The sequence below is a fragment of the Pseudomonas sp. NBB genome (assembly GCF_032701105.1).
Taxonomy (GTDB): Bacteria; Pseudomonadota; Gammaproteobacteria; order Pseudomonadales; family Pseudomonadaceae; genus Aquipseudomonas; species Aquipseudomonas asiatica.
This window is the reverse complement of sequence record NZ_CP103994.1, coordinates 3451092-3477410: the sequence shown is the minus strand read 5'-3', so window position 1 is coordinate 3477410 and position 26319 is coordinate 3451092. Positions and strand designations below refer to the sequence as shown.

Sequence of the window (26319 nt, the reverse complement as noted above, 5' to 3'; positions counted from 1 at the left end):
GCGGGCGTGTTCACTCAGTGGCGCGAGCCGGCCAGTTCGCTGCCGGCCGCTGGCTCGGCGTCAGGCTTTGGGCTTTCACGCAGCTCGATGCGCTTGATCGGGCCGACGATCACCAGGTAGCTGAACACCGCCACCAGGGCGTTGGCGCCGACGTACACCAAGGCCCACTTGAACGAACCCGTGGCGCTGATGATGTAGCCGATCACGATTGGCGTGGTGATCGAGGCGATGTTGCCGAAGGTGTTGAACAGCCCGCCCGACAGCCCGGCGATCTGTTTCGGCGAGGTGTCGGCGACCACCGCCCAGCCCAGCGCGCCGATGCCTTTGCCGAAGAACGCCAGGGTCATGAAGCCGACCACCATCCACTCGGCGTCGACGTAGTTGCAGAACACCATGGTGGTCGACAGCAGCAGGCCGCAGACGATCGGCAGCTTGCGCGAGAAGGTCAGCGAGTTGCCGCGGCGCAGCAGCCAGTCGGAGATCACCCCGCCCAGCACACCACCGATGAAGCCGCAGACCGCCGGCAGCGAGGCGATGAAGCCGGCCTTGAGGATGGTCATGCCGCGCTCCTGTACCAGGTACACCGGGAACCAGGTGAGGAAGAAGTAGGTGATGGCGTTGATGCAGTACTGGCCCAGGTACACGCCCAGCAGCATGCGGCTGGTCAGCAGTTGCTTGATGTAGCCCCATTTCGGGCCGTCGTTGCCGCGCTTCTGGTCCATGTCCACCAGGCCGCCGTTCTGCTCGATGTGCTCGAGTTCACCCGGGCTGATACGTGGGTGTTGGCGCGGGTTGTAGATGGTCTTCAGCCACACCATGGAGAACACGATGCCCAGTGCGCCCATGACCACGAACACGTGCTCCCAGCCGAAGCTGAACACGATCCAGCCCATGATCGGTGCGAACAATGCGGTGGCGAAGTACTGCGCCGAGTTGAAGATGGCCGAGGCGGTGCCGCGTTCCTGGGTCGGGAACCAGGCCGCGACGATGCGCGCATTGCCGGGGAACGACGGGGCTTCGGCAAAACCGACCAAAAAGCGCAGGGTGAACAGGGTCACCACCGCCCAGGCCACCGGCAGGCCACCGACAAAGCCCTGCAACAAGGTGAACAGCGACCAGGTGAAGATGCTGAAGGCGTAGACGTTCTTGGAACCGAAGCGGTCGAGCAGCCAGCCACCAGGAATCTGGCCAGCCACGTATGCCCATCCGAAGGCGGAGAAGATGTAGCCGAGGGTCACGGCATCGATGCCGAGGTCTTTCTGCAGGCTGGAACCCGCGATTGCAATGGTGGCGCGGTCAGCGTAGTTGATCGTGGTCACCAGGAACAGCATGAACAGGATCAGGTAGCGCACATGCGTCTTCTTCGTCGCTTGCATGCTGGTAGTACTCCCACTAGTTATTTTTGTGCGGGCTCACGAATTGTAACCGGAGCGGGGCTGGTCCACTCCGGGTGCGGCATCTGGCAGGCCGCGGGCGGCGCTTACTGCGGGCCCATCTTGTCCATCAGCGCGGCGAGTTTTTCGTACTCGTCGGCGGTGAGGTCGGTAAGCGGAGTACGCACCGGGCCGGCGTCGTAACCGGCGATTTTGGCGCCGGCCTTGACGATGCTCACGGCGTAACCGGCCTTGCGGTTGCGGATGTCCAGGTACGGCAGGAAGAAGTCGTCGATCAGCTTGGCCACGGTGGCGTGGTCGTCACGGGCGATGGCGTTGTAGAAGTCCATGGCGGTCTTCGGCACGAAGTTGAACACGGCGGAGGAGTACACCGGCACGCCCAGGGCCTTGTAGGCGGCCGCATACACCTCGGCGGTCGGCAGGCCACCCAGGTAGCTGAAGCGGTCACCCAGGCGGCGACGGATCGACACCATCAACTCGATGTCACCCAGGCCGTCCTTGTAGCCGATCAGGTTCGGGCAGCGCTCGGCCAGTTTTTCCAGCAGGTCGGCGTTCAGGCGGCAGACGTTGCGGTTGTAGACGACTACGCCGATGTTTACCGATTTGCACACGGCTTCGACGTGGGCGGCGACACCTTCCTGGCTGGCTTCGGTCAGGTAGTGCGGCAGCAGCAGCAGGCCCTTGGCACCCAGGCGCTCGGCTTCTTGCGCGTATTCGATGGCCTGGCGGGTGGAGCCACCGACGCCGGCAAGGATAGGGACCGACTTGGCGCAGGTGTCGATGGCGGTCTTGATCACCTGGCTGTATTCGCTGGCAGCCAGGGAGAAGAACTCACCGGTGCCACCGGCGGCGAACAGAGCGCTGGCGCCGTACGGGGCCAGCCATTCCAGGCGCTTGACGTAGCCAGCCGGGTTGAAGTCGCCCTGGGCGTTGAAGTCGGTGACCGGGAAAGACAGCAGGCCGTGGGAGAGGATGGATTTGAGTTCTTGTGGAGTCATTGTTGTTGGCATCCTGTGGCGCTTGGGTGAAGGGTGTTGTTTTGCGTTTGAGGTAAGTTATCGTACAACTTGTACGATGACTAGTCCCTTTGGGAGATTTTTTTGTGGAGGGGCGGAAGGAGTGTTATTGCCTGTGCTGGCCTCATCGCGGGTAAACCCGCTCCCACACGGACCGCGTCGCGCTTGAAATTTGCGGAGATCCCTGTAGGAGCGGGTTTACCCGCGAAGAGGCCAGAACAGGCGACAACAAGAGATGCACGAGACGCAGATGGCAGATCCATCGCGATCAGTCATCGTATCTCTTTATGGGGCAGGAAAAAAAGATCGCGGAGACAGGCACAAGCCCGCCGCCCGTTTCCACGGGAAGTGTTCTGGGACCAGCAGAGGGTGACCGGGGAAAACGAGGGCGGCCTTGCGCCGCCCCGCGATCAAAGCAGAGGAAACTGGGGTCAGGCAGCGTGCTGGCGCTTGATCTGCGCCTTGCGTACCTGGGCCCGGCAAGCGTCGCCGAAAGCCTGGAAAATCTTGATCGAATCCGGGTTCTTCGCCGCTTGCCACTCCGGGTGCCACTGCACGGCGAACAGGAATGGCGAGATGCTCGGGGCATGGATCGCCTCGACCAGGCCGTCTTCGGCGTGGGCGATGGCCTCGATGCCGGTGCCGAGCTTGTGCAGGCCTTGGCCATGCAGCGAGTTGACGCGAATCTCGTCGGTACCCAGGGTGTCACGCAGCCAGCTGTCCGGCTTGATCTTCACGCCGTGCACCTGGGCGTATTGCACCTCGACCGGGTCTTCCGGGTTTTCCCGGTGGTCGTTGAAGCCTGGCTCGGCGTACACCTTCTGGTAGATGTCGCCACCCAGGGCCACGTTGATTTCCTGCATGCCACGGCAGATGCCGAAGATCGGCAGGCCACGCTTGATCGCGGCCTTGACCAGCGGGATGTCGAACAGGTCGCGGTTCTGGTCCTGGCCTTTGCCGGGGGTCTCGTTTTCCTGGCCGTACAGGGCCGGGTCGATGTTGCTGCCGGCGCCGGTCAGGTACACGCCGTCGGCCATGTCCAGATAGGTCTCGAGGTCTTCGATGCCGCAGCAGGTGGGCACCAGCACCGGGACGCAATCGGAAAACTCGACCAGCGGGGTGATGTATTTGTGGGTCATGACCTGATAGTCATGGCCTTTGCGCTCTTGGCTGCCCATGGTCATCAGGACGACGGGTTTGCGCAGGGAGGGTTGCTTGTTGCCAATGTTGCTGTTGGACATATGTCACCTTGGGACAGGTTCGGCCTGTCGTTGTTGTGCAGGTGCACGGCGCGGGGCCATGGGTGCAACCTGTAGCCCCGAGCACTGCCGGCTCGTCGGAGGCGACGATTCCGGTCGGGGCTTGTAGATAGCTTGCCAGAGCCGTTCGATATGTCAAACGACGGAGCAGGGCTTGATGGCAGGGAATGCGCCGGTTTTTGGGGGGCTGAAACCGTTGCGGGCCTGTGGTGGCGTGGGTTTGGCGGGGGGTAAGGTCAATAATATTTAACGATGCAGTTGGGTCTTTGCAGCGGTGCAATGAAGGTGTCGCCTGTTCCGGCCTCTTCGCGGGCATGCCCGCTCCCACAGTTTGATCACCGGTCTCGAAGGCCGAGGTGATCCTGTGGGAGCGGGCGAGCCCGCGAAGAGGCCGGAACAGGTGTCAGTGCAGTATCTGCGCCAGGAACCCCTTGGCCCGCTCGGTACGCGGCTGGTTGAAGAACACCTGCGGCGGGCTGTCTTCGATGATCTGCCCGCCCTCGAGGAACAGCACCCGCTCGGCCACCTGGCGGGCAAAGCCCATTTCATGGGTGACGCAAAGCATGGTCATGCCAGTGCCGGCCAGCTGCACCAGCACATCCAGCACCTCGGCGACCATCTCTGGGTCAAGCGCCGAGGTGGGCTCGTCGAACAGCATGATCCGCGGCTTCATGCACAGCGCCCGGGCAATCGCCACGCGCTGCTGCTGGCCGCCGGACAGCTGGCTGGGGTACTTGTGCGCCTGGCTTTCGATGCCGACCTTGCTCAGGTACATGCGCGCCCGCTCCTCGGCGTCCTTGCGCGACAGGCCGCGCACGCTGGTGGGGGCCAGCAGGCAGTTGTCGAGCACGCTCATGTGCGGGAACAGGTTGAAGTGCTGGAACACCATGCCGATGTCGCTGCGCACCTGCGCCGCTTCGCGGGTGGTGGCCGCCAGGTCGATGCCATCCACCTTGATGCTGCCCTGCTGGGCCACTTCCAGGCGGTTGATGCAGCGGATCAGGGTCGACTTGCCCGAGCCGGACGGCCCGCACAGCACGATGCGTTCGCCTTCGCGCACCTGCAGGTCGATGTCGCGCAGTACGTGGAACGCGCCATAGTGCTTGTTCAGGCCTTCGATGCGGATCAGCACCGGGCGTGGGTCGGGTTCGGGGGCAAGGGTGGCAAGGCTCAGTGGTGCGGTCATCTTGTTGTTCTCCCGCAGGGGTTCAGTCGAAACGGGTCGCGCTGTAGGGCGCGGGGTCGGTGAAGGGGCGTTCGCCGGTGACCAGTTCGGCCACCAGTCGGCCGCTGACCGGGCCCAGGGTGAGGCCGTGGTGGGCGTGGCCGAAGTTGAACCACAGCCCCGGGTGGCGCGGTGCCGGGCCGATCACCGGGCGCATGTCGGGCAGGCACGGGCGGCGGCCCAGCCAGGGGGTGTCGTCCAGGCGCTCACCCAGGGCCGGGAAAAGCTTGCGCGCCAGGGCTTCGCAACGGCCCAGCTGGATCTGGTTGCCCGGCGCGCTGCTGGCGTCGAACTCGATGCCGGTGGTCAGGCGCACACCGCGGGCCATCGGCGCCAGCACGTAGCCGCCCTGGGTGTCGCAGATGGAATGCTCCAGTTGCGCGCCGTCACGGGTGCTGTAGTGCATGTGGTAGCCACGCTTGATCGCCAGCGGTATCTGGTAGCCCAGGCCACTGAACAGGTCGGCTGACTGCGGGCCGAGGCAGGCCACCACCTCGTTGGCGGTGATCGGGCCGCGGCGGCTGTCTACCTGCCATTGGCCGTCGACCTGGCGCAGGCTGCGCGCATCGCCATGCAGGAACTGCCCGCCGCGCTGCGTGAACAGGGTGGCGTAGCCGCGGGTGAGGGCGCCGGGGTTGTTCACGGTCTTGGGGTCGAGCCAGTGAATGCCGCCGACCACGCTGGCGTCCAGCTGGTGCTCGCGGGCCTGCAACTGCCCGCATTCGAGGATTTCGAACTGCAGGCCATATCGGCTCAGGCCCTTGGCGTCGGCCTTGGCCTGCTCGAACAGCGCCGGGTCACGGAACACTTCGATCCAGCCTTTGGCCTGCACCAGCCCTTCCAGGCCGGCGGCAGCAATGAATGCGTCGTGCTCTTCGACGCAGCGTTGCACCAGCGGCAGCATATCGGCAGCGGCCCCGGCCAGGCGCCCGGGGGCCGATTGGCGCCAGTAGCGCCACAGCCATGGAGCGGCCTTGGGCAGGTGCAGCAGGCTGTAGCGCACATCGGGCTGGCGGTTCAAGCCGTAGCGCAGCAGTGCGCCCAGTTGCCGCGGGAAGGCATAGGGGATCACGCTGGAGCGCTCGATCAGCCCGGCGTTGCCGTGGCTGGTGCCGCTGCCCGGTTCGTCGCGGTCGATCAGGATCACCTGGCGCCCGCGGGCCTGCAGGTGCAGCGCGGTGCTGACGCCGACGATGCCGGCGCCGAGGACAAGGGTCTGGCAATGCATGGAACGTATCCTTCGGTCAGTTCAGGTGGCGGCCCAAGCGGGCTTCCAGGTGTTTCAGCAGGCGCCGCACCAGTTCGACGATCAGCAGGTAGAGCACGGCGGCCCACAGGTAGATCTGGAAGTCGAAACTGCGCGAGAAGGCCAGTTTGGTCACGCCCATCAGGTCGTAGATGGTCACCAGCGAGGCGATCGCGCTGGCCTTGATCATCAGGATCAATTCGTTGCCCAGCGGGCCGATGGCCACCAGCAGCGACTGCGGCAGGATCACCTTGAAAAAGGTGGTCGAGCGCTTCAGGTTCAGCGCCCGCGCCGCCTCATACTGGCCGGGGGCGACGGCCATCAGGCTGCCGCGGAAGATCTCGGCCTGGTAGGCGGCGGTATTCAGGGTGAACGCCAGCAGGGTGCAGAACCACGCCTCGCGGAAGAACCACCACAGGCCGACGTCCTGCCAGAAGCCTTTGAGCGAACCCAGGCCGTAATACAGAAGGAACAGCTGGGCCAGCAGCGGCGAGCCGCGGAAGAAGTACACATAGCCGGCGGCCATGCGCTGCAGCAACAGGCTGCGCGACATGCGCGCCAGGGCCAGCAACAGGCCGAGCACGGCACCCAGGCTGAAGGAAATCGCCACCAGCTTGGCCGTTACCAGCAGGCCATCGAGGAAGCGCGGGCCGTAGCGGTCCAGCAGGTCGGGGTCGAGTATCAGCGCCAGCAGTTGTTCGAAGCTCATGCGCGTGCTCCTTGCAGGTGGCGGTTGCTGCGCCGTTCGATGAAGGCGAACACGCGCCCGGAAATGGCGGCGAACAGCAGGTAGCCCAGGCAGGCCACGCCATAGAAGAACATCGGCTCCTTGGTCACGCTGACGGCCAGGTTGGTCTGGCGCATCAGGTCGACCAGCGAGATGGTGGATACCAGCGAGGTGTCCTTGAGCAGCGACAGCCAGTTGTTGGACAAGCCGGGCAGGGCGATGCGGGTCAGTTGCGGCAGCAGCACCTTGAAGAAGCCGGTGCGCTTGCTCAGTCCCAGCGCCGAGCAGGCTTCCAGTTGGCCCTTGGGCAGGGTCTTGAAGGCTGCCAGCCAGATCTCGCTGGAGAACGCGGCGAACACCAGGCTGAAGGCGATCATCGCGGCGAGGAAGGTATTGATCAGGAACTCACCCTGGTAGCCCATGGCTGCGAGAATTTTCTGTGCGGCGATCTGGCAGCCGTAATAGATGATCAGCAGCGTCAGCAGTTCGGGCAGGCCACGGAAGACGGTGGAGAAGGTGGTGGCCCAGGCGCGCGGCAAGCGCTTGCGCGAGCGTGCTGCAAGGGCGACCACCAGGCCCAGCGGCAGGCCGATGGGCAGGCAGGCCAGGGCCAGGGAAACGGTGACCAGCGCGCCGGCCAGCAGCGCCTGGCCCCAGCCTCCACTGGCGAAGGACAGCAAGGACAATTGATCGAGCATGACAAACCCCTTGGGCGGGTAGGTGCGATCTCTGTGGGAGCGGCCTTGCGTCGCGAAAGGGCTGCGTAGCGGCCCCAGGATTCATGCAACTGCACAGATTGCCGGGGCCGCTGCGCGCCCCTTTCGCGACGCAAGGCCGCTCCCACAGGGGGTGCGCAAAACTTCCTGAAGATCAGTTGTAGATATCGAAAGCGAAGTATTTGCTGGCGATCTTCTGGTAGGTGCCGTTGGCGACGATCTGCTGCAGCGCGGTGTTCAGGCGCTGGCGCAGGGCTTCGTCGTCCTTGCGCACGGCAATGGCGGCATCGGCCTTGGTGTCGGCCACGTCACCGAGGATCTTGCAGCAGTCCCCGCCGTTCTTGGTCATCCACTCATGCAGCGGGAATTTGTCGGCAATCACCCCATCCAGGCGGCCCGCGGCCAGGTCGGCGTTGGCTTCGTCCATGGTCGGGTACAGTTTCACATCGGCACCGGCCTTGGCGTAGACGTCTTCGGCGTAGATGGCCTGGGTGGAGGACGACTGGGCGCCAACGGTGTAGCCGTCGAAGGTGGTCTGGGCGTCGTTGATCTTGCTGTCCTTGGCCACGGCAACGGTCAGCGGGGTGCGGTAATAGTGGTCGGTGAAGGCGATTTTCTTGCGCCGTTCTTCGGTATTGATCATCGACGCGACCACCGCGTCGTACTTGCGTGCCATCAGCGCCGGGATGATGCCTTCCCAGTCCTGGGCCACCAGCGTGCACTCGACTTTCATCTGCTCGCACAGGGCATGGGTGATGTCGACGTCGAAGCCGTGCAACTGGTTATTGGCGTCGACATAGTTGAAGGGCGGGTAGGCGCCCTCGGTGGCGAAGCGCAGGGTTTCGGCACTGGCGGCACCCGACAGCAGCAGGGCGCACGCACCCACCAAGGCCATGGTCTTTTTCATCTCGCACCTCATTGCACTCTTGCTATTGTTGTTTTCCCGTCGACCACGAGGTGTAGCCGACGAATTCGTTATGTAGAGCGGCAGTTGCTTCCAAGCGCTTTTCAACATCCGGCCCGAGCTTCTTGCAGACCTCGTTGACCATCAGGTGCACCCACGACAGCATGGTCGAGGTGGACTCCCAGAACAGGTTGAACTCGGTGGGGATGCGGAACACCTCGTCGGCGTTGGCATCGGCCCAGTCACAGAAGGTGTCGGTCACCAGGGTGACCGCTATGCCAGCCTCGCGCGCCTTCTGGCACAACAGCAGGGCATGGCGGGAATAACGGCGGGCTTCGAACACCACCAGGGCGCTGTCTTCGGCGCGGCCCAGCAATACTTCGCCGAAGTGCCCGGCACTCATATCCACCAGCTGCACGCCATCGCGCAGGTACTGCAGCAGGTGGCTCATGCACATGGCGATGCCGCGCTCGGTCTGGAAGCCGGCAATGAACACCCGCTGCTTGCTTGCCAGGCGCTGCGCGACGCTGTGCCAGGCGCTGCTCTGGCGATACTCGTGCACGCGCACCAGCGCGGCGATTTCCAGCTCCAGGCTGCCGGCGTTGTCGCTGGCGTTCTGGTTCTGGCGGTAATCTTGCAGGCGGTCGCCCACCAGCCACGGGCCATCGCCCAGGTCGTTCTGCAGGTCTTGCTTCAACGCCTTGAGATGGGCATAACCCAATGAACGGCAGAAACGGCCGACGCTGGATTCGCTGACGCCCAGCTTGACGGCAATGCTGGCCGAGGTCTGGAACGGCAGTTCATGCAGGTTGGCGAGCATGTAGGTGGCGATCTTGCGGCCCGAAGCAGCGGCCCCTTCGAGGCTGTTTTCCAGGCGTTGCTTGATCGGTTGGCTCATGCTGCGGCTCCAGGGGTAAGGCTTGCGAAAGAAAATGGCTGTTTTCTGTCATTAAGTCAACATTTGACAGATAGCTGTCACATGCAGGAAAGTTTTTGTCGTTGCAACGCTGTAGCCATTCCAATTCCAACAAGGAGCTTCAGATGTCCGCACCTTCCACCAGCACTGTCGTGCGTGTGCCTTTTACCGAGCTGCAGGGCCTGTTGCAGAGCATTTTCCAGCGCCATGGCTGCAGCGAAAGCGTGGCCCGGGTGCTGGCCCACAACTGCGCCAGCGCCCAGCGCGATGGTGCCCATAGCCATGGGGTGTTCCGCATGCCCGGCTATGTTTCGACATTGGCCAGCGGCTGGGTCGATGGCCAGGCCACGCCGAAGGTCAGCGACGTGGCGCCCGGTTATGTTCGTGTCGATGCCGCAGGCGGCTTCGCCCAGCCGGCGCTGGCGGCGGCCCGTGAACTTCTGGTGGCGAAGGCGCGCAACGCTGGCATCGCCGTGCTGGCGATCCACAACTCGCACCACTTCGCCGCGCTGTGGCCGGATGTGGAGCCTTTCGCCGACGAAGGCCTGGTAGCCCTGAGCGTGGTCAACAGCATGACCTGTGTGGTGCCGCACGGCGCCCGCAAGCCGCTGTTCGGCACCAACCCCATCGCCTTTGCCGCACCTTGCGCCGAACATGACCCGATCGTCTTCGACATGGCCACCAGCGCCATGGCCCATGGCGACGTGCAGATTGCCGCGCGTGCTGGCCAGCAATTGCCGCAGGGCATGGGGGTGGATGCCAATGGTGAGCCGACAACCGACCCCAAGGCGATTCTGGAAGGCGGCGCGTTGCTGCCATTTGGCGGGCACAAGGGCTCGGCCTTGTCGATGATGGTCGAGTTGCTGGCGGCGGCGCTGACCGGCGGGAATTTTTCCTGGGAGTTCGACTGGTCGGGGCACCCGGGGGCGAAGACGCCGTGGACCGGGCAGTTGATCATCGTCATCGACCCGAACAAGGCCGAGGGCGAACGTTTTGCCCAGCGCAGCCGCGAGCTGGTCGAGCAGATGCAGGCGGTAGGGCTGACGCGCATGCCGGGCGAGCGGCGTTACCGCGAGCGCGAGGTGGCCGAGGAGGAGGGGGTGGCGGTGACCGAGCAGGAATTGCAAGGCCTGAAAGAATTGCTTGGCTGACCCGGCCTCTTCGCGGGTAAACCCGCTCCCACAGGGTTATCACAGGCTTCGAAAATTGTGCATGACCTGTGGGAGCGGGTTTACCCGCGAAGAATCCAGCACCAATCCTCAGCCATGCAATGTTGCATAGACAACCTTGCATAATAGTTGATGTTCCTGAGCCCGCACTCCGGGTATGCTCAGGGCTGCCTTTTCGAACTGTCCTGATCCAAGGAGCTGCACGCTGTGTTCAAACATGTCGATGCCTATGCCGGCGACCCGATCCTCTCGTTGATGGAAACCTTCAAGGCCGACCCGCGCGCCGACAAGGTCAACCTGAGTATCGGCCTGTACTACGATGAGGCCGGCGTGGTGCCGCAGCTGGCGGCTGTGGATGCGGTGGAGAAACGCATCGCCGGCCAGGACCACGAAGCCTCTTTGTACCTGCCGATGGAAGGCCTGGCCAGCTACCGCCAGGCGATCCAGGCGCTGCTGTTCGGTGCCGATCACCCGGCTGTTACCGGCGGGCGTGTGGCCACCGTGCAGACCGTAGGCGGTTCCGGCGCCCTCAAAGTCGGCGCCGACTTCCTCAAGCGCTACTTCCCGCAGTCCGAAGTCTGGGTCAGCAACCCGACCTGGGACAACCACCGCGCCATCTTCGAAGGCGCCGGCTTCAAGGTGCACACCTACCCGTACTTCGACCAGGCCACCCGTGGCGTGGACTTCGAAGGCATGCTGGCTACCCTGCAGACCCTGCCGGCCAACAGCGTGGTGCTGCTGCACCCGTGCTGCCACAACCCCACCGGTGCCGACCTGGAACAGCACCAGTGGCAACAGGTGGTTGAAGTGGTCAAGGCACGCCAACTGATCCCGTTCCTCGACATCGCCTACCAGGGCTTCGCCGAAGGCCTGGTGGAAGACGCCTACGCCATCCGCGAAATGGCCCGCGCCGGCGTGCCGTGCCTGGTCAGCAACTCGTTCTCGAAGATCTTCTCGCTGTACGGCGAGCGTGTCGGCGGCCTGTCGGTGGTCTGCGACGATGAAGCCACTGCCCAGAGCGTGCTCGGCCAGCTGAAGGCTACCGTGCGCCGCAACTACTCCAGCCCGCCCAACTTCGGCGCCCAGCTGGTCGCTGGCGTGCTCAACGATGCGGCCCTCAATGCCCAGTGGGCCGAGGAAGTCGAAGTGATGCGCAAACGTATCCTCGACATGCGCCAGGCGCTGGTCGATGCCCTGGCCGTGCTGCTGCCAGGCCAGGACTTCCAGTTCTTCCTGCGCCAGCGCGGCATGTTCAGCTACACCGGCTTCAGCGTCGAGCAGGTGCGCCGCCTGCGTGACGAGTTCGGCGTGTACCTGATCGACAGCGGCCGCGTATGCATGTCCGGCCTGCGCCCGGCCAACCTGCAACGGGTTGCCGAAGCCTTCGCCGCCGTCCAGAAGTAACACCGCACGGGGCCGCTTTGCGGCCCTTTCGCCGGCAAGCCGGCTCCCACAGAGATAGCGCAAGGCTCAAGCACTGCGCGGTCGGTGTGGGAGCCGGCTTGCCGGCGATCAGGCTGCATGCAGCCTCTGGTTGCAATCCGCTTGTAAAGACAAGTGCAACCGCTCCTCGGAAAAGGGCTTCGCAAGTGCAACCTTTCCGTGCACAATCGCGCTCCCTTTTTCGGTTGAGTTGGGCGAAACGTCTATTTCGCCATTCTCAGCCTGTTGCAGTCTTGCGAGTGGAGCTTCACCCGGAATGAATGAGCAGGCCCCAAGCGTTGAACAACGCTTTGCAGAATCGACCCCCGCCACCCTCGGCAGCTGGTCGCGTCACGACACCACCTGGATGCTGGGCCTGTTCGGCACAGCGATCGGCGCCGGAACCCTGTTCCTGCCGATCAACGCCGGCCTTGGCGGCTTCTGGCCGTTGCTGATCCTGGCCATGCTGGCCTTCCCGATGACCTATTTCGCTCACCGCGGGCTGACCCGTTTCGTCCTTTCCGGGCGCAATGACGGCGATATCACCGAAGTGGTCAAGGAGCACTTCGGCATTACCGCCGGCGCCTCGATCACCGTGCTGTACTTCTTCGCGATCTTCCCGATCCTGCTTATCTATAGCGTGGCGCTGACCAACACCGTGTCCAGCTTCATGGAGCACCAGTTGCACATGCAGCCGCCGCCACGGGCCATCCTGTCGTTCGTGCTGATTCTCGGCCTGCTGGCCATCGTGCGCTGCGGGGAGCAGGCCACGGTCAAGGTCATGAGCCTGCTGGTCTACCCGTTCATCGTCGCCCTGGCATTGCTGGGCCTGTACCTGGTGCCGCACTGGACCGGTGGCATTCTCGACAGCGCCACCCAGGTACCACCAGCTTCGGCCTTCCTGCACACCCTGTGGCTGGCGATTCCGGTGATGGTGTTCTCGTTCAACCACTCGCCGATCATCTCCGCCTTTGCCGTCGACCAGAAGCGCCGCTACGGCGAGCATGCCGATGAGCGTAGCGGCCAGATCCTGCGCCGTGCCCACCTGCTGATGGTGGTGATGGTGCTGTTCTTCGTGTTCAGCTGCGTGCTCACCCTGAGCAGCGCCCAGCTGGCCGAGGCCAAGGCGCAGAACCTGTCGATCCTGTCGTACCTGGCCAACCACTTCAGCAACCCGACCATCGCGTTCGCTGCACCGCTGATCGCCTTCGTGGCCATTGCCAAGTCGTTCCTCGGCCACTACATCGGCGCCAGCGAAGGCCTGAAGGGCATCATCACCAAGGCCGGTGCACGCCCGGCGGCCAAGACCCTGGACCGGGTGGTTGCCGCGCTGATGCTGGTGGTGTGCTGGATTGTCGCCACCCTCAACCCGAGCATCCTCGGCATGATCGAGTCGCTCGGTGGCCCCATCCTCGCGGTGTTGCTGTTCCTGATGCCGATGTACGCCATTCGCCGCGTGCCATCCATGCGCAAGTACAGCGGTGCTGCCTCCAACGTGTTCGTGGTAGTCGTCGGCCTGGTTGCGCTGACCTCGGTGGTATACGGCCTGCTGGGCTGATACGCCATCCGCAAAAGTAATGCCCGGGGCGCTTGTAGCCACCCGGGCATTTTTTTGTCCACAAGAATTGTCCGGTAATAGAACAATTTCACTGCCCCCATAGGCACCCGGCCGCCTTCATGCTTAACTCAGTGTCCTTTTCAAACCCGCATAAGGATTTCGTCATGGCTCAAGTGACTCTCAAAGGCAACCCGGTTCAGGTCAACGGCGAGCTGCCGAAAGCCGGCGCCCAGGCTCCGGCTTTCTCCCTGGTCGGTGAAGGTCTGGCTGACAAGTCGCTGAAAGACTTCGCCGGCAAGCGCAAGGTGCTGAACATCTTCCCGAGCGTCGACACCCCGACCTGCGCAACCTCCGTGCGCAAGTTCAACGCCCAGGCCAACGATGTGGCCAACACCGTGGTGCTGTGCATCTCCGCCGACCTGCCGTTCGCTCAGGCACGCTTCTGCGGCGCCGAAGGCCTGGACAACGTGAAGAACCTGTCGACCCTGCGTGGCCGCGAGTTCCTCGAAAACTACGGCGTGGCCATCGCCGATGGCCCGCTGGCCGGCCTGGCTGCCCGTGCCGTGGTGGTGCTGGACGAAAACGACAAGGTGCTGCACAGCGAGCTGGTTGGCGAAATCGCTGATGAGCCGAACTACGACGCAGCTCTGGCTGTGCTGAAGTAAGGGTTGTGGGGTAGGTCGGCTGAGTCCTGTACCGGCCTCTTCGCGGGTAAACCCGCTCCTACAGGTACGGCACAGGTTTCAAAAGCTGTGATATCCCTGTGGGAGCGGGTTTACCCGCGAAGGGGCCGGCACAGGCAACCGAAACCTTTCAGCCCGCCACCGCTCAAGCAACACCCTGTAAACGGCCCGGAACGCTTTCCGGGCCGTTTTCATTTAAAGTTCAACCTCTTGGCAACGTCAGGCAAAGGTAAACCTCTGGTAAAGGCGCTTTGCTAAAACGATGCCAGTGCTTATCGTTCATTCTCCCCAAGCCGTCATTCCGAACAAGGTTCGTTCAACCCATGCAAGTGTCCAATTCCCGCTCCCCTCGTCGCTGGCTCGTCGGCCTGCTGATCCTGCTGCTGGTGGCTGCACTGGCCTGGTGGCTGTGGCCCGCAGCGACGCCTGCGCATAAAGAAGCCGGTAGCGGGCGCGGTGGCAAGGGCATGGGCATGATGGGCGGTCGCCCGGGCTTCGGCGGCTCCAGCGACCCGGTGCCGGTGCGCGTCGAGCCGGTGCGGGTGGGCGACTTCCCGCTGTACTACAAGGCCCTGGGCACAGTCACCGCGACCAACACCGTCAACGTGCGCAGCCGCGTGGCCGGCGAGCTGGTCAAGATCCACTTCAAGGAAGGCCAGCAGGTCAAGGCCGGCGACCTGCTCGCCGAAATCGACCCGCGCCCGTACCGCATTGCCCTGCAGCAGGCCGAGGGCACCCTGGCGCAGAACCAGGCGCAACTGAAGAACGCCCAGGTCGACCTGGCCCGCTATAAAGGCCTGTACGCCGAAGACAGCATTGCCAAGCAAACTCTCGACACCGCCGAAGCGCAGGTGGCACAGTTCCAGGGGCTGGTGAAGACCAACCAGGCGCAGGTCAACGACGCCCGCCTGAATCTGGACTTCACCCAGATCCGCGCGCCGATCAACGGCCGCGTAGGCCTGCGCCAGCTCGACCTGGGCAACCTGGTGGCGGCCAACGACACCACCGCGCTGGTGGTGATCACCCAGACCGAGCCGATCAGCGTTGCCTTCACCCTGCCGGAAACCGAGTTGAGCACCGTGCTGGAACGTTACCGCAGCGGCGCCAGCCTGCCGGTCGAGGCCTGGGACCGCAGTGACAGCAAGCTGCAGTCCACCGGCGTGCTGGGCAGCATCGACAACCAGATCGACACCACCACCGGCACCCTCAAGTTCAAGGGCCGCTTCGAGAACAAGGACCTGGCCCTGTTCCCCAACCAGTTCGTCAACGTGCGCCTGCTGGCCGACACCCTCAAGCAGGTGACCATGGCCCCGGCGGCGGCCATCCAGTTCGGCAATGACGGTTCCTTCGCCTACGTGGTCAATGACCAGAACACGGTCAATATCCGCAAGCTCAAGGTTGGCGCCAGCGACGGCGAGAACAGCGTCATTCTCGAGGGCCTCAAGGCCGGCGAACGCCTGGTGCTGGAAGGCACCGACCGCCTGCGCGAAGGCACCAAGGTGGAAGTTGTCGAAGACAGCTCGCAAGTGCCGACCACCCCGGGCCAGCACCTGCAAGGCCAGGAAGCCAAGGGTTCGGCAAGCACTGGCGATGTGCAGCCCGGTGAAGCACAGCCTGGTAGCGCAGCAGGCAAGGCGGGCGCATGAACCTCTCGCGTCTGTTCATCCTGCGGCCGGTTGCCACCACGCTGAGCATGCTGGCCATCGTCCTGGCCGGCCTGATCGCCTACAAGCTGCTGCCGGTTTCCGCATTGCCGCAGGTGGATTACCCGACCATCCGGGTCATGACCCTGTACCCAGGCGCCAGCCCGCAGGTCATGACCAGCGCGGTTACCGCGCCGCTCGAACGTCAGTTCGGCCAGATGCCAGGCCTGGAGCAGATGGCCTCGACCAGCTCCGGCGGCGCCTCGGTGCTGACCTTGCGCTTCAACCTCGACATGAACATGGACGTTGCCGAGCAACAGGTGCAGGCCGCGATCAACGCCGCCAGCAACCTGCTGCCCAGCGACCTTCCGGCGCCGCCGGTGTACAACAAGGTCAACCCGGCCGACACCCCGGTGCTGACCCTGGCCATCTCCAGCAAGACCATGCCGCTGCCCAAGCTCAACGACCTGGTCGATACCCGTGTGGCACAGAAGCTCGCACAGATCAGCGGTGTGGGCATGGTCAGCATCGCTGGTGGCCAGCGCCAGGCGGTGCGGATCAAGGTCAACGTCGATGCCCTGGCCGCCAACGGCCTGAACCTGGAGGACGTACGCACCCTGATCGGCGCTTCCAACGTCAATCAGCCCAAGGGCAACTTCGACGGCCCGACCCGGGTGTCGATGCTCGACGCCAACGACCAGCTGCGTTCCCCTGAGGAATATGCCAACCTGATCCTGGCCTACAACAATGGCGCGCCTCTGCGTCTGAAGGATGTTGCAGAAATCGTCGACGGCGCCGAAAACGAGCGCCTGGCTGCCTGGGCCAACGAAAACCACGCCGTGCTGCTGAACATCCAGCGCCAGCCGGGCGCCAACGTCATCGAAGTGGTCGACCGCATCAAGGCCTTGCTGCCGTCGATCACCGACAACCTGCCGGCCGGCCTCGATGTGTCGGTGCTCACCGACCGCACCCAGACCATCCGCGCCGCGGTCAAGGACGTGCAGCACGAACTGCTGATCGCCATCGCCCTGGTGGTAATGGTCACGTTCGTCTTCCTGCGCCGTTTCAGCGCCACGCTCATCCCGTCGATCGCCGTGCCGTTGTCGCTGATCGGTACCTTCGGCGTGATGTACCTGGCCGGTTTCTCGGTCAACAACCTGACCCTGATGGCCCTGACCATCGCCACCGGTTTCGTGGTCGACGACGCCATCGTCATGCTGGAGAACATCTCCCGGCACATCGAGGAGGGCGAGACGCCCATGCAGGCGGCGCTCAAGGGCGCCCGGCAAATCGGCTTCACCCTGATCTCGCTGACCTTCTCGCTGATTGCGGTACTGATCCCGCTGCTGTTCATGGCCGATGTGGTCGGCCGCCTGTTCCGCGAGTTTGCCATCACCCTGGCGGTGGCCATCCTGATTTCCCTGGTGGTATCGCTGACCCTCACGCCGATGATGTGCGCGCGCCTGCTCAAGCGCGAGCCCAGGGAAGAGGAACAGGGCCGGTTCTACCGCGCCAGTGGCGCCTGGATCGACTGGCTGATCAGGCACTACGGTAGCGCCCTGCAGTGGGTCCTCAAGCGCCAGCCGCTGACGCTGCTGGTGGCCGTGGCCAGCCTGGCGCTCACCGTATTCCTGTACATGGTGGTGCCCAAGGGCTTCTTCCCGGTACAGGACACCGGGGTGATTCAGGGCATTTCCGAAGCGCCGCAGTCCACCTCGTTCGCCGCCATGAGCGAACGCCAGCAGGCGCTGAGCAAGGTGATCCTGCAGGACCCGGCGGTGCAGAGCCTGTCGTCCTACATTGGTGTCGATGGCGACAACGCCACGCTCAACAGCGGCCGCCTGCTGATCAACCTCAAACCCCATGGCGAGCGTGATGTCACTGCCAGCGAGGTGATCAACCGCCTGCAGCCACAAGTCGATCGGCTGGTGGGCATCCGCCTGTTCATGCAGCCGGTGCAGGACCTGAGCATCGAGGACCGGGTCAGCCGGACCCAGTACCAGTTCAGCCTCTCGTCGCCCGACGCCGACCTGCTGGCGCAGTGGAGCGGCAAGCTGGTGCAGGCGTTGCAGCAACGCCCGGAACTGGCCGACGTGGCCAGCGACCTGCAGGACAAGGGCCTGCAGGTTTACCTGGTGATCGACCGCGACATGGCCGGCCGCCTGGGCATCAGCGTGTCGCAAATCACCAACGCCCTGTATGACGCCTTCGGCCAGCGTCAGATCTCGACCATCTACACCCAGGCCAGCCAGTACCGCGTGGTGCTGCAGTCGCAGGATGCGGCGGTGATCGGCCCGCAGGCGCTGGAGTCGATCCACGTCAAGGCCACCGATGGCGGCCAGGTGCGCCTGTCGGCGCTGGCGCGCATCGAGCAGCGCCAGGCCCAGCTGGCCATTTCCCACATTGGTCAGTTCCCGGCGGTGACCTTGTCGTTCAACCTGGCCCACGGCGCTTCGCTGGGCAAGGCGGTGCAGGTGATCGAGCAGGTGCAGAAGGACATCGGCATGCCGCTGGGCGTGCAGACCCGCTTCCAGGGCGCGGCGGAGGCCTTCCAGGCATCGCTGTCGAGCACCTTGCTGTTGATCCTGGCGGCGGTGGTGACCATGTACATCGTGCTGGGCGTGCTGTACGAGAGCTACATCCACCCGGTGACCATTCTTTCGACCCTGCCGTCGGCAGCGGTCGGCGCCTTGCTGGCCTTGCTCATCAGCGGCAACGACCTGGGCATGATCGCCATCATCGGCATCATCCTGCTGATCGGCATCGTCAAGAAGAACGCGATCATGATGATCGACTTCGCCCTCGAGGCCGAGCGCCAGCAGGGCATGAGCCCGCGCGATGCCATCTACCAGGCGGCGCTGCTGCGCTTCCGGCCGATCCTGATGACTACCCTGGCCGCGCTGTTCGGCGCCGTGCCGCTGATGCTCGCCACCGGTTCCGGCGCCGAGCTGCGCCAGCCGCTGGGCCTGGTGATGGTCGGCGGGTTGCTGGTCAGCCAGGTGCTGACGCTGTTCACCACCCCGGTCATCTACCTGTACTTCGACCGCCTGGCCCGCCGCTGGCGCCCGGCCACTGACGTGAAGCAGGCCGAGGCATGAACCTGTCCGGTCCTTTCATCCGTCGCCCCGTTGCGACGATGCTGTTGAGCCTGGCGATCATGCTGCTGGGCGGGGTCAGCTTCGGCCTGTTGCCGGTGGCACCGCTGCCACAGATGGACTTCCCGGTAATCGTGGTGTCGGCCAACCTGTCAGGCGCCAGCCCGGAAGTGATGGCGTCCACCGTGGCCACGCCGCTGGAGCGCAAGCTGGGCAGCATTGCCGGCGTGACCACCCTGACCAGCAGCTCCAACCAAGGCTCCACACGGGTGATCATCGGCTTCGAGATGGGCCGCGACATCGACGGAGCGGCGCGCGAGGTGCAGGCGGCGATCAACGCCACCCGCAACCTGCTGCCCAGCGGTATGCGCAGCATGCCCACCTACAAGAAGATCAACCCGTCGCAGGCACCGATCATGGTGCTGTCGCTGACTTCGGACGTGCTGCAGAAGGGCCAGTTGTACGACCTGGCCGACACCATCCTGTCGCAGAGCCTGGCCCAGGTGCCCGGGGTAGGGGAGGTGCAGATCGGCGGCAGTTCGCTGCCGGCGGTGCGCATTGCCGTCGAGCCGCAATTGCTCAACCAGTACGGCGTGTCGCTGGATGAAGTGCGCACTGCGGTGTCCAACGCCAACCAGCGCCGGCCGATGGGCTTTGTCGAGGACGCCGAGCGCAACTGGCAGGTGCGTGCCAATGACCAGCTGGAAAGCGCCAAGGACTACGAGCCCGTGGTGATCCGCCAGCAGAACGGCACCATCCTGCGCCTTTCCGACGTGGCGACCATCACCGACGGCGTCGAGAACCGCTACAACAGCGGCTTCTTCAATGACCAGAGCGCGGTGCTGCTGGTGGTCAACCGCCAGACAGGCGCCAACATCATTGAAACGGTCGACCAGATCAAGGCGCAGTTGCCGGCCCTGCAGTCGCTGCTGCCGGCCAGCGTGCAACTGAACGTGGCCATGGACCGTTCGCCAGTGATCAAGGCAACCCTCAAGGAAGCCGAGCACACCCTGCTGATCGCCGTGGTGCTGGTGATCCTGGTGGTCTACCTGTTCCTCGGCAGCCTGCGTGCTTCGCTGATCCCCAGCCTGGCGGTGCCGGTGTCACTGGTGGGCACCTTCGCGGTCATGTACCTGTGCGGCTTCTCGCTCAACAACCTGTCGCTGATGGCGCTGATCCTCGCCACTGGCCTGGTGGTGGACGATGCCATCGTGGTGCTGGAGAACATATCCCGGCACATCGAGGACGGCCAACCACCTATGAAAGCGGCCTTCTTGGGCGCCAAGGAAGTGGGTTTCACCTTGCTGTCGATGAACGTGTCGCTGGTGGCGGTATTCGTCTCCATCCTGTTCATGGGTGGCATCGTGCGCAACCTGTTCCAGGAGTTCTCCATCACCCTGGCGGCGGCGATCATCGTGTCGCTGGTGGTGTCGCTGACCCTCACGCCGATGCTGTGCGCCCGCTGGCTCAAACCGCACCAGGCCGAGCCGACACGTCTGCAGCGCTGGAGCGAACACTTGCACCAGCGCATGGTCGATGCCTATGACCGCAGCCTGGGCTGGGCCTTGCGCCACAAACGCCTGACGCTGATCAGCCTGCTGGCCACCATCGGCATCAACATCGCCCTGTACGTGGTGGTGCCGAAAACGCTGATGCCGCAGCAGGATACCGGCCAGCTGATAGGCTTCATCCGTGGCGACGATGGCCTGTCGTTCAGCGTCATGCAACCGAAAATGGAAATCTACCGCCGCGCCTTGCTGGCCGACCCGGCAGTGCAGAGCGTTGCCGGCTTCATCGGTGGCAACAGCGGGACCAACAATGCCTTTGTGCTGGTGCGCCTGAAGCCGATTAGCGAGCGCAAGCTCGACGCCCAGAAGGTGATCGAACGCCTGCGCAAGGAAATGCCCAAGGTACCCGGCGGGCGCCTGTTCCTGATGGCCGACCAGGACCTGCAACTGGGTGGTGGTGGCCGTGACCAGACCTCTTCGCAGTACCTGTACTCCCTGCAGAGCGGAGACCTGGCGGCCCTGCGCGAATGGTTCCCGAAAGTGGTGGCGGCGCTGCGTGCACTGCCGCAACTGACTGCCATCGACGCCCGCGACGGTGCCGGCACCCAGCAGGTGACCCTGGTGGTCGACCGTGACCAGGCCAAGCGCCTGGGCATCGACATGGACATGGTCACCTCGGTGCTGAACAACGCCTATAGCCAGCGGCAGATCTCCACCATCTACGACAGCCTCAACCAGTACCAGGTAGTGCTCGAGATCAACCCGAAGTACGCCTGGGACCCAAGCACCCTCGAGCAGGTGCAGGTGATTACCGCCGACGGTGCCCGCGTACCGCTGTCGACCATCGCCCACTACGAGAACAGCCTGGCCAACGACCGGGTCAGCCACGAAGGCCAGTTCGCCGCCGAAAGCATCGCCTTCGACGTCGCCGAAGGCTACAGCCCCGACCAGGCCATGGCGGCGCTGGAGCGTGCGGTGGCCAAGCTGGGCTTGCCCGAGGAAGTGATCGCCAAGCTCGGCGGTACCGCCGATGCCTTTGCCAAGACCCAGGAAGGCCAGCCGCTGATGATCCTTGGCGCGCTGGTGCTGGTCTACCTGGTGCTGGGCATTCTCTACGAAAGCTACATTCACCCGCTGACCATCCTCTCGACACTGCCCTCGGCCGGCGTCGGTGCCTTGCTGGCGCTGTACGTCACCGGCGGCGAGTTCAGCCTGATCTCGCTGCTGGGGCTGTTCCTGCTGATCGGCGTGGTGAAGAAGAACGCCATCCTGATGATCGACCTGGCCTTGCAGCTGGAGCGCCACCAGGGCCTGACACCGGAAGAGTCGATCCGCCGGGCTTGCCTGCTGCGCCTGCGGCCGATCCTGATGACTACCCTGGCGGCCATCCTCGGTGCCTTGCCGCTGCTGCTGAGCCGCGCCGAAGGCGCGGAAATGCGCCAGCCTCTGGGCCTGACCATCATTGGCGGCCTGGTGTTCAGCCAGGTCCTCACTCTTTACACGACACCGGTGGTCTACCTGTACCTGGACCGCCTGCGTCACCGTTTCAACCGTTGGCGTGGCGTGCGCACCGACGCCGCCCTGGAAACCCCGCTATGACTTTTGCCCAGACCCCACTTCACCGTGCCCTGCAGACGCTGACCCGTGGGCGTGGCTCGCGCCTGCTCGGCGCCGGGTTGTGCGTCGCCTTGCTCAGCGCCTGCACCCTGAGCCCGGACTACCACCGCCCGGAGCTGAGCAGCACGGCGCAGTTCAAGCACGCCGAAGGCTGGACCCAGGCCACGCCGTCCGATGCCATCGCCCGCGGCGCCTGGTGGGAAATCTACGGCGATGCCGGGCTCAATGCACTGGTCGAAGAGCTCAACCGCAGCAACCAGACCGTGGCCCAATCGGAGGCCCAGTATCGCCAGGCCCAGGCGCTGGTGCGCAGCAGCCGGGCGGCGCTGTTCCCCAGCCTGGACCTGAGCGTCGGCAAGAACCGCTCGGCCCAGGGCACCGGTAGCTCCAGCTCGAGCCTGTCCAACAACAGCAGCGGCATTCGCAACACCTACAACGCCCAGCTCGGCGTCAGCTGGGAAATCGACCTGTGGGGCAAGCTGCGCGAGACCCTGAACGCCAACGAAGCCAGTGCCGAAGCCAGCCTGGCCGACCTGGCCTCGATCCGCCTCAGCCAGCAGTCGGAACTGGTGCAGAACTACCTGCAGTTGCGGGTGATCGACGAGCAGAAACGCCTGTTGGAAGCCACCGTGGCAGCTTATGAACGTTCCCTGCGGATGAACGAAAACCAGTATCGCGCCGGCGTCGCCGGCCCGGATGCAGTGGCCCAGGCGCGTACCCAGCTCAAGAGCACCCAGGCCGACCTGATCGACCTGATCTGGCAGCGCGCGCAGTTCGAGAACGCCATTGCCGTGTTGCTGGGCAAGGCCCCGGCGGACTTCGCCCTGGCCGACAGCAAATCCATTCCAGCGCTGCCGCAAATTCCGGTGGCCTTGCCTTCGCAGTTGCTGGAGCGACGCCCGGACATCGCTGCGGCCGAGCGCAACGTGATGGCTGCCAACGCCAACATCGGCGTGTCGCGGGCGGCGTATTTCCCGGACCTGAGCCTGAGCATGAGTGGCGGTTACTCCAGCAGCAGCTTCAGCAACTGGATCGAACTGCCCAACCGCTACTGGTCGGTGGGCCCACAGCTGGCGCTGACCTTGTTCGACGCCGGCAAGCGCAGTGCCGAGGTGGACCGCACGGTGGCGGTGTATGACCAGACCGTGGCGCAGTACCGCCAGACCGTGCTCGACGGCTTCAAGGAAGTGGAAAACCTGCTGGTGCAGTTGAAGGTGTATGGCGATGAGGCGGTGGTGCGCCAGGAGGCACTGGATGCCGCTCGCGAGTCGCTGCGCCTGACCGAGAACCAGTACCGCGCCGGGCTGATCGGCTATCTGGATGTGGTCAACGTGCAGACCACGGCGCTGAGCAACGAGCGCAGTGTGTTGAACCTGCTGCAAGGGCGCCTGGTGGCCAGCGTGCAGCTGGTTGCCGCGCTGGGTGGTGGTTGGGATGCGGAACAGGCGTTTGCCGAGCAGGACTGAAATATTGGCAGTGCTTTGTGGGAGCGGCCTTGTGTCGCGAAAGGGCCGCAAAGCGGCCCCAGGTTCTCGGCACAATGGCTGATATTGCTGGGGCTGCTTCGCAGCCCTTTCGCGACACAAGGCCGCTCCCACAAAAGAGAGTGCATTTCTGCGAGGCCGTATAGCGTCTTCCCTTTGGATCCATTCCCATTCGCAAAAACCCCGTGCGTTTCGCCTGACCTTGAGTACAATCGTCAGCTTTTTCCGGGCTTCCCGCCCCGCTGGAACTCTCGATGCTGACCGGTAGCTACTCCTCTTCGCTGGTGTTGATTTCGCTGTGCGTGGCGATCCTGGCGTCCTATACAGCCCTTGACCTGACCGGCCGCATCGCCACGGCCAAAGGCCGGGCTGCCTGCCTGTGGATGGGGGGGGGCGCGTTGGCCATGGGCATCGGCGTGTGGTCGATGCACTTCATCGGCATGCTCGCCTTCAGCCTGCCCATCGACCTGGGCTACGACCTTGCCCTGACCGCGTTCTCGCTGCTGATTGCCGTGTTGTCCTCGGGCTTTGCCTTGTGGCTGGTCAGCCAGCCGAGCCTGCCGTGGCAGCAATTGGCATTTGGCGCACTGATCATGGGCACCGGCATTGCCTGCATGCACTACACCGGTATGGCCGCGCTGCGCATGCTGCCGGGCATCGCCTATGACCCGACGCTGTTCGGGGCCTCGCTGCTGATTGCCGTGGCCGCCTCGGCAGCGGCGTTGTGGATCGCCTTCCGGCTGCGTGCGCATACTCCTTATGTGAGGCAGATTCGCGGCCTGGCGGCAGTGGTGATGGGCTTTGCCATCGTTGGCATGCACTACACCGGCATGGCCGCGGCGAATTTCCCCGAAGGCAGCTTCTGCGGTGCGCTGGCAGCGGGAGGCCTGCAAGGCGACGGCCTGGTCTACCTGGTGCTGATCACCACGCTGGCGGTACTGGCGGTGGCCTTGCTCACCTCGGTACTGGATGCCCGCCTGGAGGCACGCACCGCCGAGCTGGCCCGCTCGCTGACCCTGGCCAACCAGGAACTGACCCAGCTGGCCCTGCACGACACGCTCACCGACCTGCCCAACCGTACGTTGCTGGCCGACCGCATCGAGCAGGCCATTGCCAAGGTAGCGGAGCAGGGCGGCTGCTTTGCCCTGATGTTCATCGACCTGGACGGCTTCAAGCCAGTCAACGATGCCTTCGGCCACCACATCGGCGACTTGCTGCTCAAGGCCGTGGCGGCGCGCCTGCGCGGGCACCTGCACAGCCAGGACACGCTGGCGCGCATCGGCGGCGACGAATTCGTGCTGCTGGTGGAGCTGCGCGAGCCGAACGATGCCATGGATGTGGCGGTCAAGCAGGTCAACCTGGTGTCACGGCCATTCCGCGTGGCCGAGCATGACCTGCAGCTGACAGCGAGCCTGGGCATCGTCCTGTACCCGGGCAATGGCCTGGACCAGCATGAGCTGCTGCGCAATGCCGACGCTGCCATGTATCACGCCAAGAGCGCCGGCAAGAATGGCTACAGTTTCTTCGACGCGTCGATGAACAGCAACGCCCGCCAGCAATTGCAGCTACTGCAGGACCTGCGCCAGGCCCTGGAGCAGCGCCAGTTCCGCCTGCACTACCAGCCCAAGTTCGACGCCCAGAATTGCCAGCCGATCGGTGCCGAGGCCTTGCTGCGCTGGGAGCACCCGCAGCAGGGCCTGTTGCTGCCCGACCGTTTCATCGGCCTGGCAGAAAAGACCGGCCTGATCATTCCCATTGGCGAATGGGTGCTCATCGAGGCTTGCCGGCAGATGCGTCAGTGGCTGGACCAAGGGCACCACGGCTGGCGCATGGCGGTGAACCTGTCGGCCATCCAGTTCTGCCATGCCGGGCTGGTCGACAGCGTGGCCCGAGCCCTGCAGCAGAACAGCCTGCCGGCCAACTGCCTGACCCTGGAAATTACCGAAACCACCGCCATGCACGACGCCGATGCCAGCCTTACGGTGCTGCAACGGTTGTCCGACATGGGCGTGGACCTGTCCATCGATGACTTCGGCACCGGTTATTCCAGCCTGATGTACCTCAAGCGCCTGCCGGCCAACGAGCTGAAGATCGACCGCGGTTTCGTGCGCGACCTGGAGCAGGACAGCGATGATGCGGCGATCGTTTCGGCAATCGTGGCGCTGGGCCAGGCGCTGGGGCTGCGCATCGTTGCCGAAGGGGTGGAGACTGACAGGCAGCAGGACTTCCTGACCCGCCTGGGCTGCGATTCGCTGCAGGGCTACCTGCTGGGCCAGCCGGTGCCGGCCGAGCAGTTCATGGGCAAGTTGCAGGCCATGCGCCAGGAAAGTACGGCAGTGGGCTAGACTGCGTCGCGCAGGGTGAAGGCGGGCATGAAAGTATCCATCTCCGCCTCGACGGCCTCGATGATGCGCTCTACGTCGGCGGCCGCCATGATTGCCGAGCAGGGGATGCCGGCAATCGCCAGCAGGGTTTCGCCGGTGGCGCGGTCGAACAGCCGCGCGACCATGCTGCGTGGCGCATCCATGCTGGCTTCGAAGCCCAGCGGGTGGAAATGCCAGCGCATCACCTGGCAGGCGTTGGGGAACGTCATCTTGTTCATGCCAGCCTCCTTGTTCGTACCTGGACGTGGTGAGCGGGTGGCCACATCGATGCGACCGCCGGGAAAGTAACCATAGCACCTGTCACGGAGTATTCTCGGCTGCAAATACGACAAATGTGCTAATGCATGACAGCG

Annotated in this window: 19 protein-coding genes; 9 read left to right on the top strand and 10 right to left on the bottom strand. The window is 64.3% G+C overall.

Translation table 11 applies throughout. From position 1 onward, the window contains the following. Window positions 1-14: 14 nt before the first annotated feature. The 9 genes from NY023_RS16185 to NY023_RS16145 form a co-directional block, all read right to left on the bottom strand. Window positions 15-1376, bottom strand: a complete 1362-nt coding sequence (locus NY023_RS16185; protein WP_015270698.1) for an MFS transporter — start codon at window positions 1374-1376, stop codon at window positions 15-17. A 104-nt stretch (window positions 1377-1480) separates the two neighbouring features. Continuing rightward, window positions 1481-2392 carry a 5-dehydro-4-deoxyglucarate dehydratase gene (kdgD, locus tag NY023_RS16180; RefSeq protein WP_038409773.1) on the bottom strand — a complete coding sequence of 304 codons (912 nt, stop codon included), beginning with the start codon at window positions 2390-2392 and terminating at the stop codon, window positions 1481-1483. Between the two features lie 449 nt (window positions 2393-2841). Continuing rightward, complete coding sequence (locus NY023_RS16175; protein WP_013972989.1) at window positions 2842-3651, bottom strand: gamma-glutamyl-gamma-aminobutyrate hydrolase family protein; 810 nt, start codon at window positions 3649-3651, stop codon at window positions 2842-2844. A gap of 421 nt (window positions 3652-4072) precedes the next feature. Then, window positions 4073-4855 carry an amino acid ABC transporter ATP-binding protein gene (locus NY023_RS16170; RefSeq protein WP_013972988.1) on the bottom strand — a complete coding sequence of 261 codons (783 nt, stop codon included), beginning with the start codon at window positions 4853-4855 and terminating at the stop codon, window positions 4073-4075. 22 nt (window positions 4856-4877) lie between these two features. Further along, window positions 4878-6122 carry an NAD(P)/FAD-dependent oxidoreductase gene (locus tag NY023_RS16165; protein WP_013972987.1) on the bottom strand — a complete coding sequence of 415 codons (1245 nt, stop codon included), beginning with the start codon at window positions 6120-6122 and terminating at the stop codon, window positions 4878-4880. 16 nt (window positions 6123-6138) lie between these two features. Then, window positions 6139-6849 (bottom strand): ABC transporter permease, encoded by a 711-nt coding sequence (locus NY023_RS16160; RefSeq protein WP_013972986.1) that lies wholly within the window; start codon window positions 6847-6849, stop codon window positions 6139-6141. Further along, window positions 6846-7565, bottom strand: a complete 720-nt coding sequence (locus tag NY023_RS16155) for an ABC transporter permease (RefSeq protein WP_004376260.1) — start codon at window positions 7563-7565, stop codon at window positions 6846-6848. The genes NY023_RS16160 and NY023_RS16155 overlap by 4 nt, the downstream gene beginning before the upstream one ends. Before the next feature lie 172 nt (window positions 7566-7737). Then, a complete protein-coding gene (locus tag NY023_RS16150; protein ID WP_013972985.1) occupies window positions 7738-8490 on the bottom strand; it encodes a transporter substrate-binding domain-containing protein in 753 nt (250 codons plus the stop codon). A gap of 22 nt (window positions 8491-8512) precedes the next feature. Then, a complete protein-coding gene (locus NY023_RS16145; protein ID WP_013972984.1) occupies window positions 8513-9385 on the bottom strand; it encodes a MurR/RpiR family transcriptional regulator in 873 nt (290 codons plus the stop codon). A gap of 143 nt (window positions 9386-9528) precedes the next feature. Between NY023_RS16145 and NY023_RS16140 the strand changes: the two genes are divergently transcribed. The 9 genes from NY023_RS16140 (at window position 9529) to NY023_RS16100 (ending at window position 25927) form a co-directional block, all read left to right on the top strand. After that, on the top strand, window positions 9529-10554 hold the full coding sequence (locus tag NY023_RS16140; RefSeq protein WP_024087284.1) for an Ldh family oxidoreductase: 1026 nt from the start codon (window positions 9529-9531) through the stop codon (window positions 10552-10554). Window positions 10555-10779: 225 nt separating this feature from the next. After that, window positions 10780-11976, top strand: coding sequence for an aromatic amino acid transaminase (locus NY023_RS16135; RefSeq protein ID WP_013972982.1), 1197 nt, complete (start codon window positions 10780-10782; stop codon window positions 11974-11976). Window positions 11977-12271: 295 nt separating this feature from the next. Then, window positions 12272-13552 carry a serine/threonine transporter gene (locus tag NY023_RS16130; RefSeq protein WP_013972981.1) on the top strand — a complete coding sequence of 427 codons (1281 nt, stop codon included), beginning with the start codon at window positions 12272-12274 and terminating at the stop codon, window positions 13550-13552. A 164-nt stretch (window positions 13553-13716) separates the two neighbouring features. Further along, window positions 13717-14217 (top strand): thiol peroxidase, encoded by a 501-nt coding sequence (gene tpx, locus NY023_RS16125; protein WP_023661376.1) that lies wholly within the window; start codon window positions 13717-13719, stop codon window positions 14215-14217. A 341-nt stretch (window positions 14218-14558) separates the two neighbouring features. Further along, a complete protein-coding gene (locus NY023_RS16120) occupies window positions 14559-15881 on the top strand; it encodes an MdtA/MuxA family multidrug efflux RND transporter periplasmic adaptor subunit (protein WP_013972979.1) in 1323 nt (440 codons plus the stop codon). Then, window positions 15878-18976: an MdtB/MuxB family multidrug efflux RND transporter permease subunit gene (locus NY023_RS16115; protein ID WP_013972978.1), complete on the top strand. Its 3099-nt coding sequence runs from the start codon at window positions 15878-15880 to the stop codon at window positions 18974-18976. The genes NY023_RS16120 and NY023_RS16115 overlap by 4 nt, the downstream gene beginning before the upstream one ends. Further along, window positions 18973-22080, top strand: coding sequence for an efflux RND transporter permease subunit (locus NY023_RS16110; RefSeq protein WP_024087283.1), 3108 nt, complete (start codon window positions 18973-18975; stop codon window positions 22078-22080). The genes NY023_RS16115 and NY023_RS16110 overlap by 4 nt, the downstream gene beginning before the upstream one ends. Beyond that, on the top strand, window positions 22077-23564 hold the full coding sequence (locus NY023_RS16105; RefSeq protein ID WP_013972976.1) for an efflux transporter outer membrane subunit: 1488 nt from the start codon (window positions 22077-22079) through the stop codon (window positions 23562-23564). Before NY023_RS16110 ends, NY023_RS16105 begins: the two co-directional genes overlap by 4 nt. A 272-nt stretch (window positions 23565-23836) precedes the next feature. Further along, a complete protein-coding gene (locus NY023_RS16100) occupies window positions 23837-25927 on the top strand; it encodes a putative bifunctional diguanylate cyclase/phosphodiesterase (protein ID WP_013972975.1) in 2091 nt (696 codons plus the stop codon). Here NY023_RS16100 and NY023_RS16095 read toward each other — a convergent pair. Continuing rightward, on the bottom strand, window positions 25924-26184 hold the full coding sequence (locus NY023_RS16095) for a DUF1652 domain-containing protein (RefSeq protein WP_013972974.1): 261 nt from the start codon (window positions 26182-26184) through the stop codon (window positions 25924-25926). The genes NY023_RS16100 and NY023_RS16095 overlap by 4 nt on opposite strands. Window positions 26185-26319: the final 135 nt, after the last annotated feature.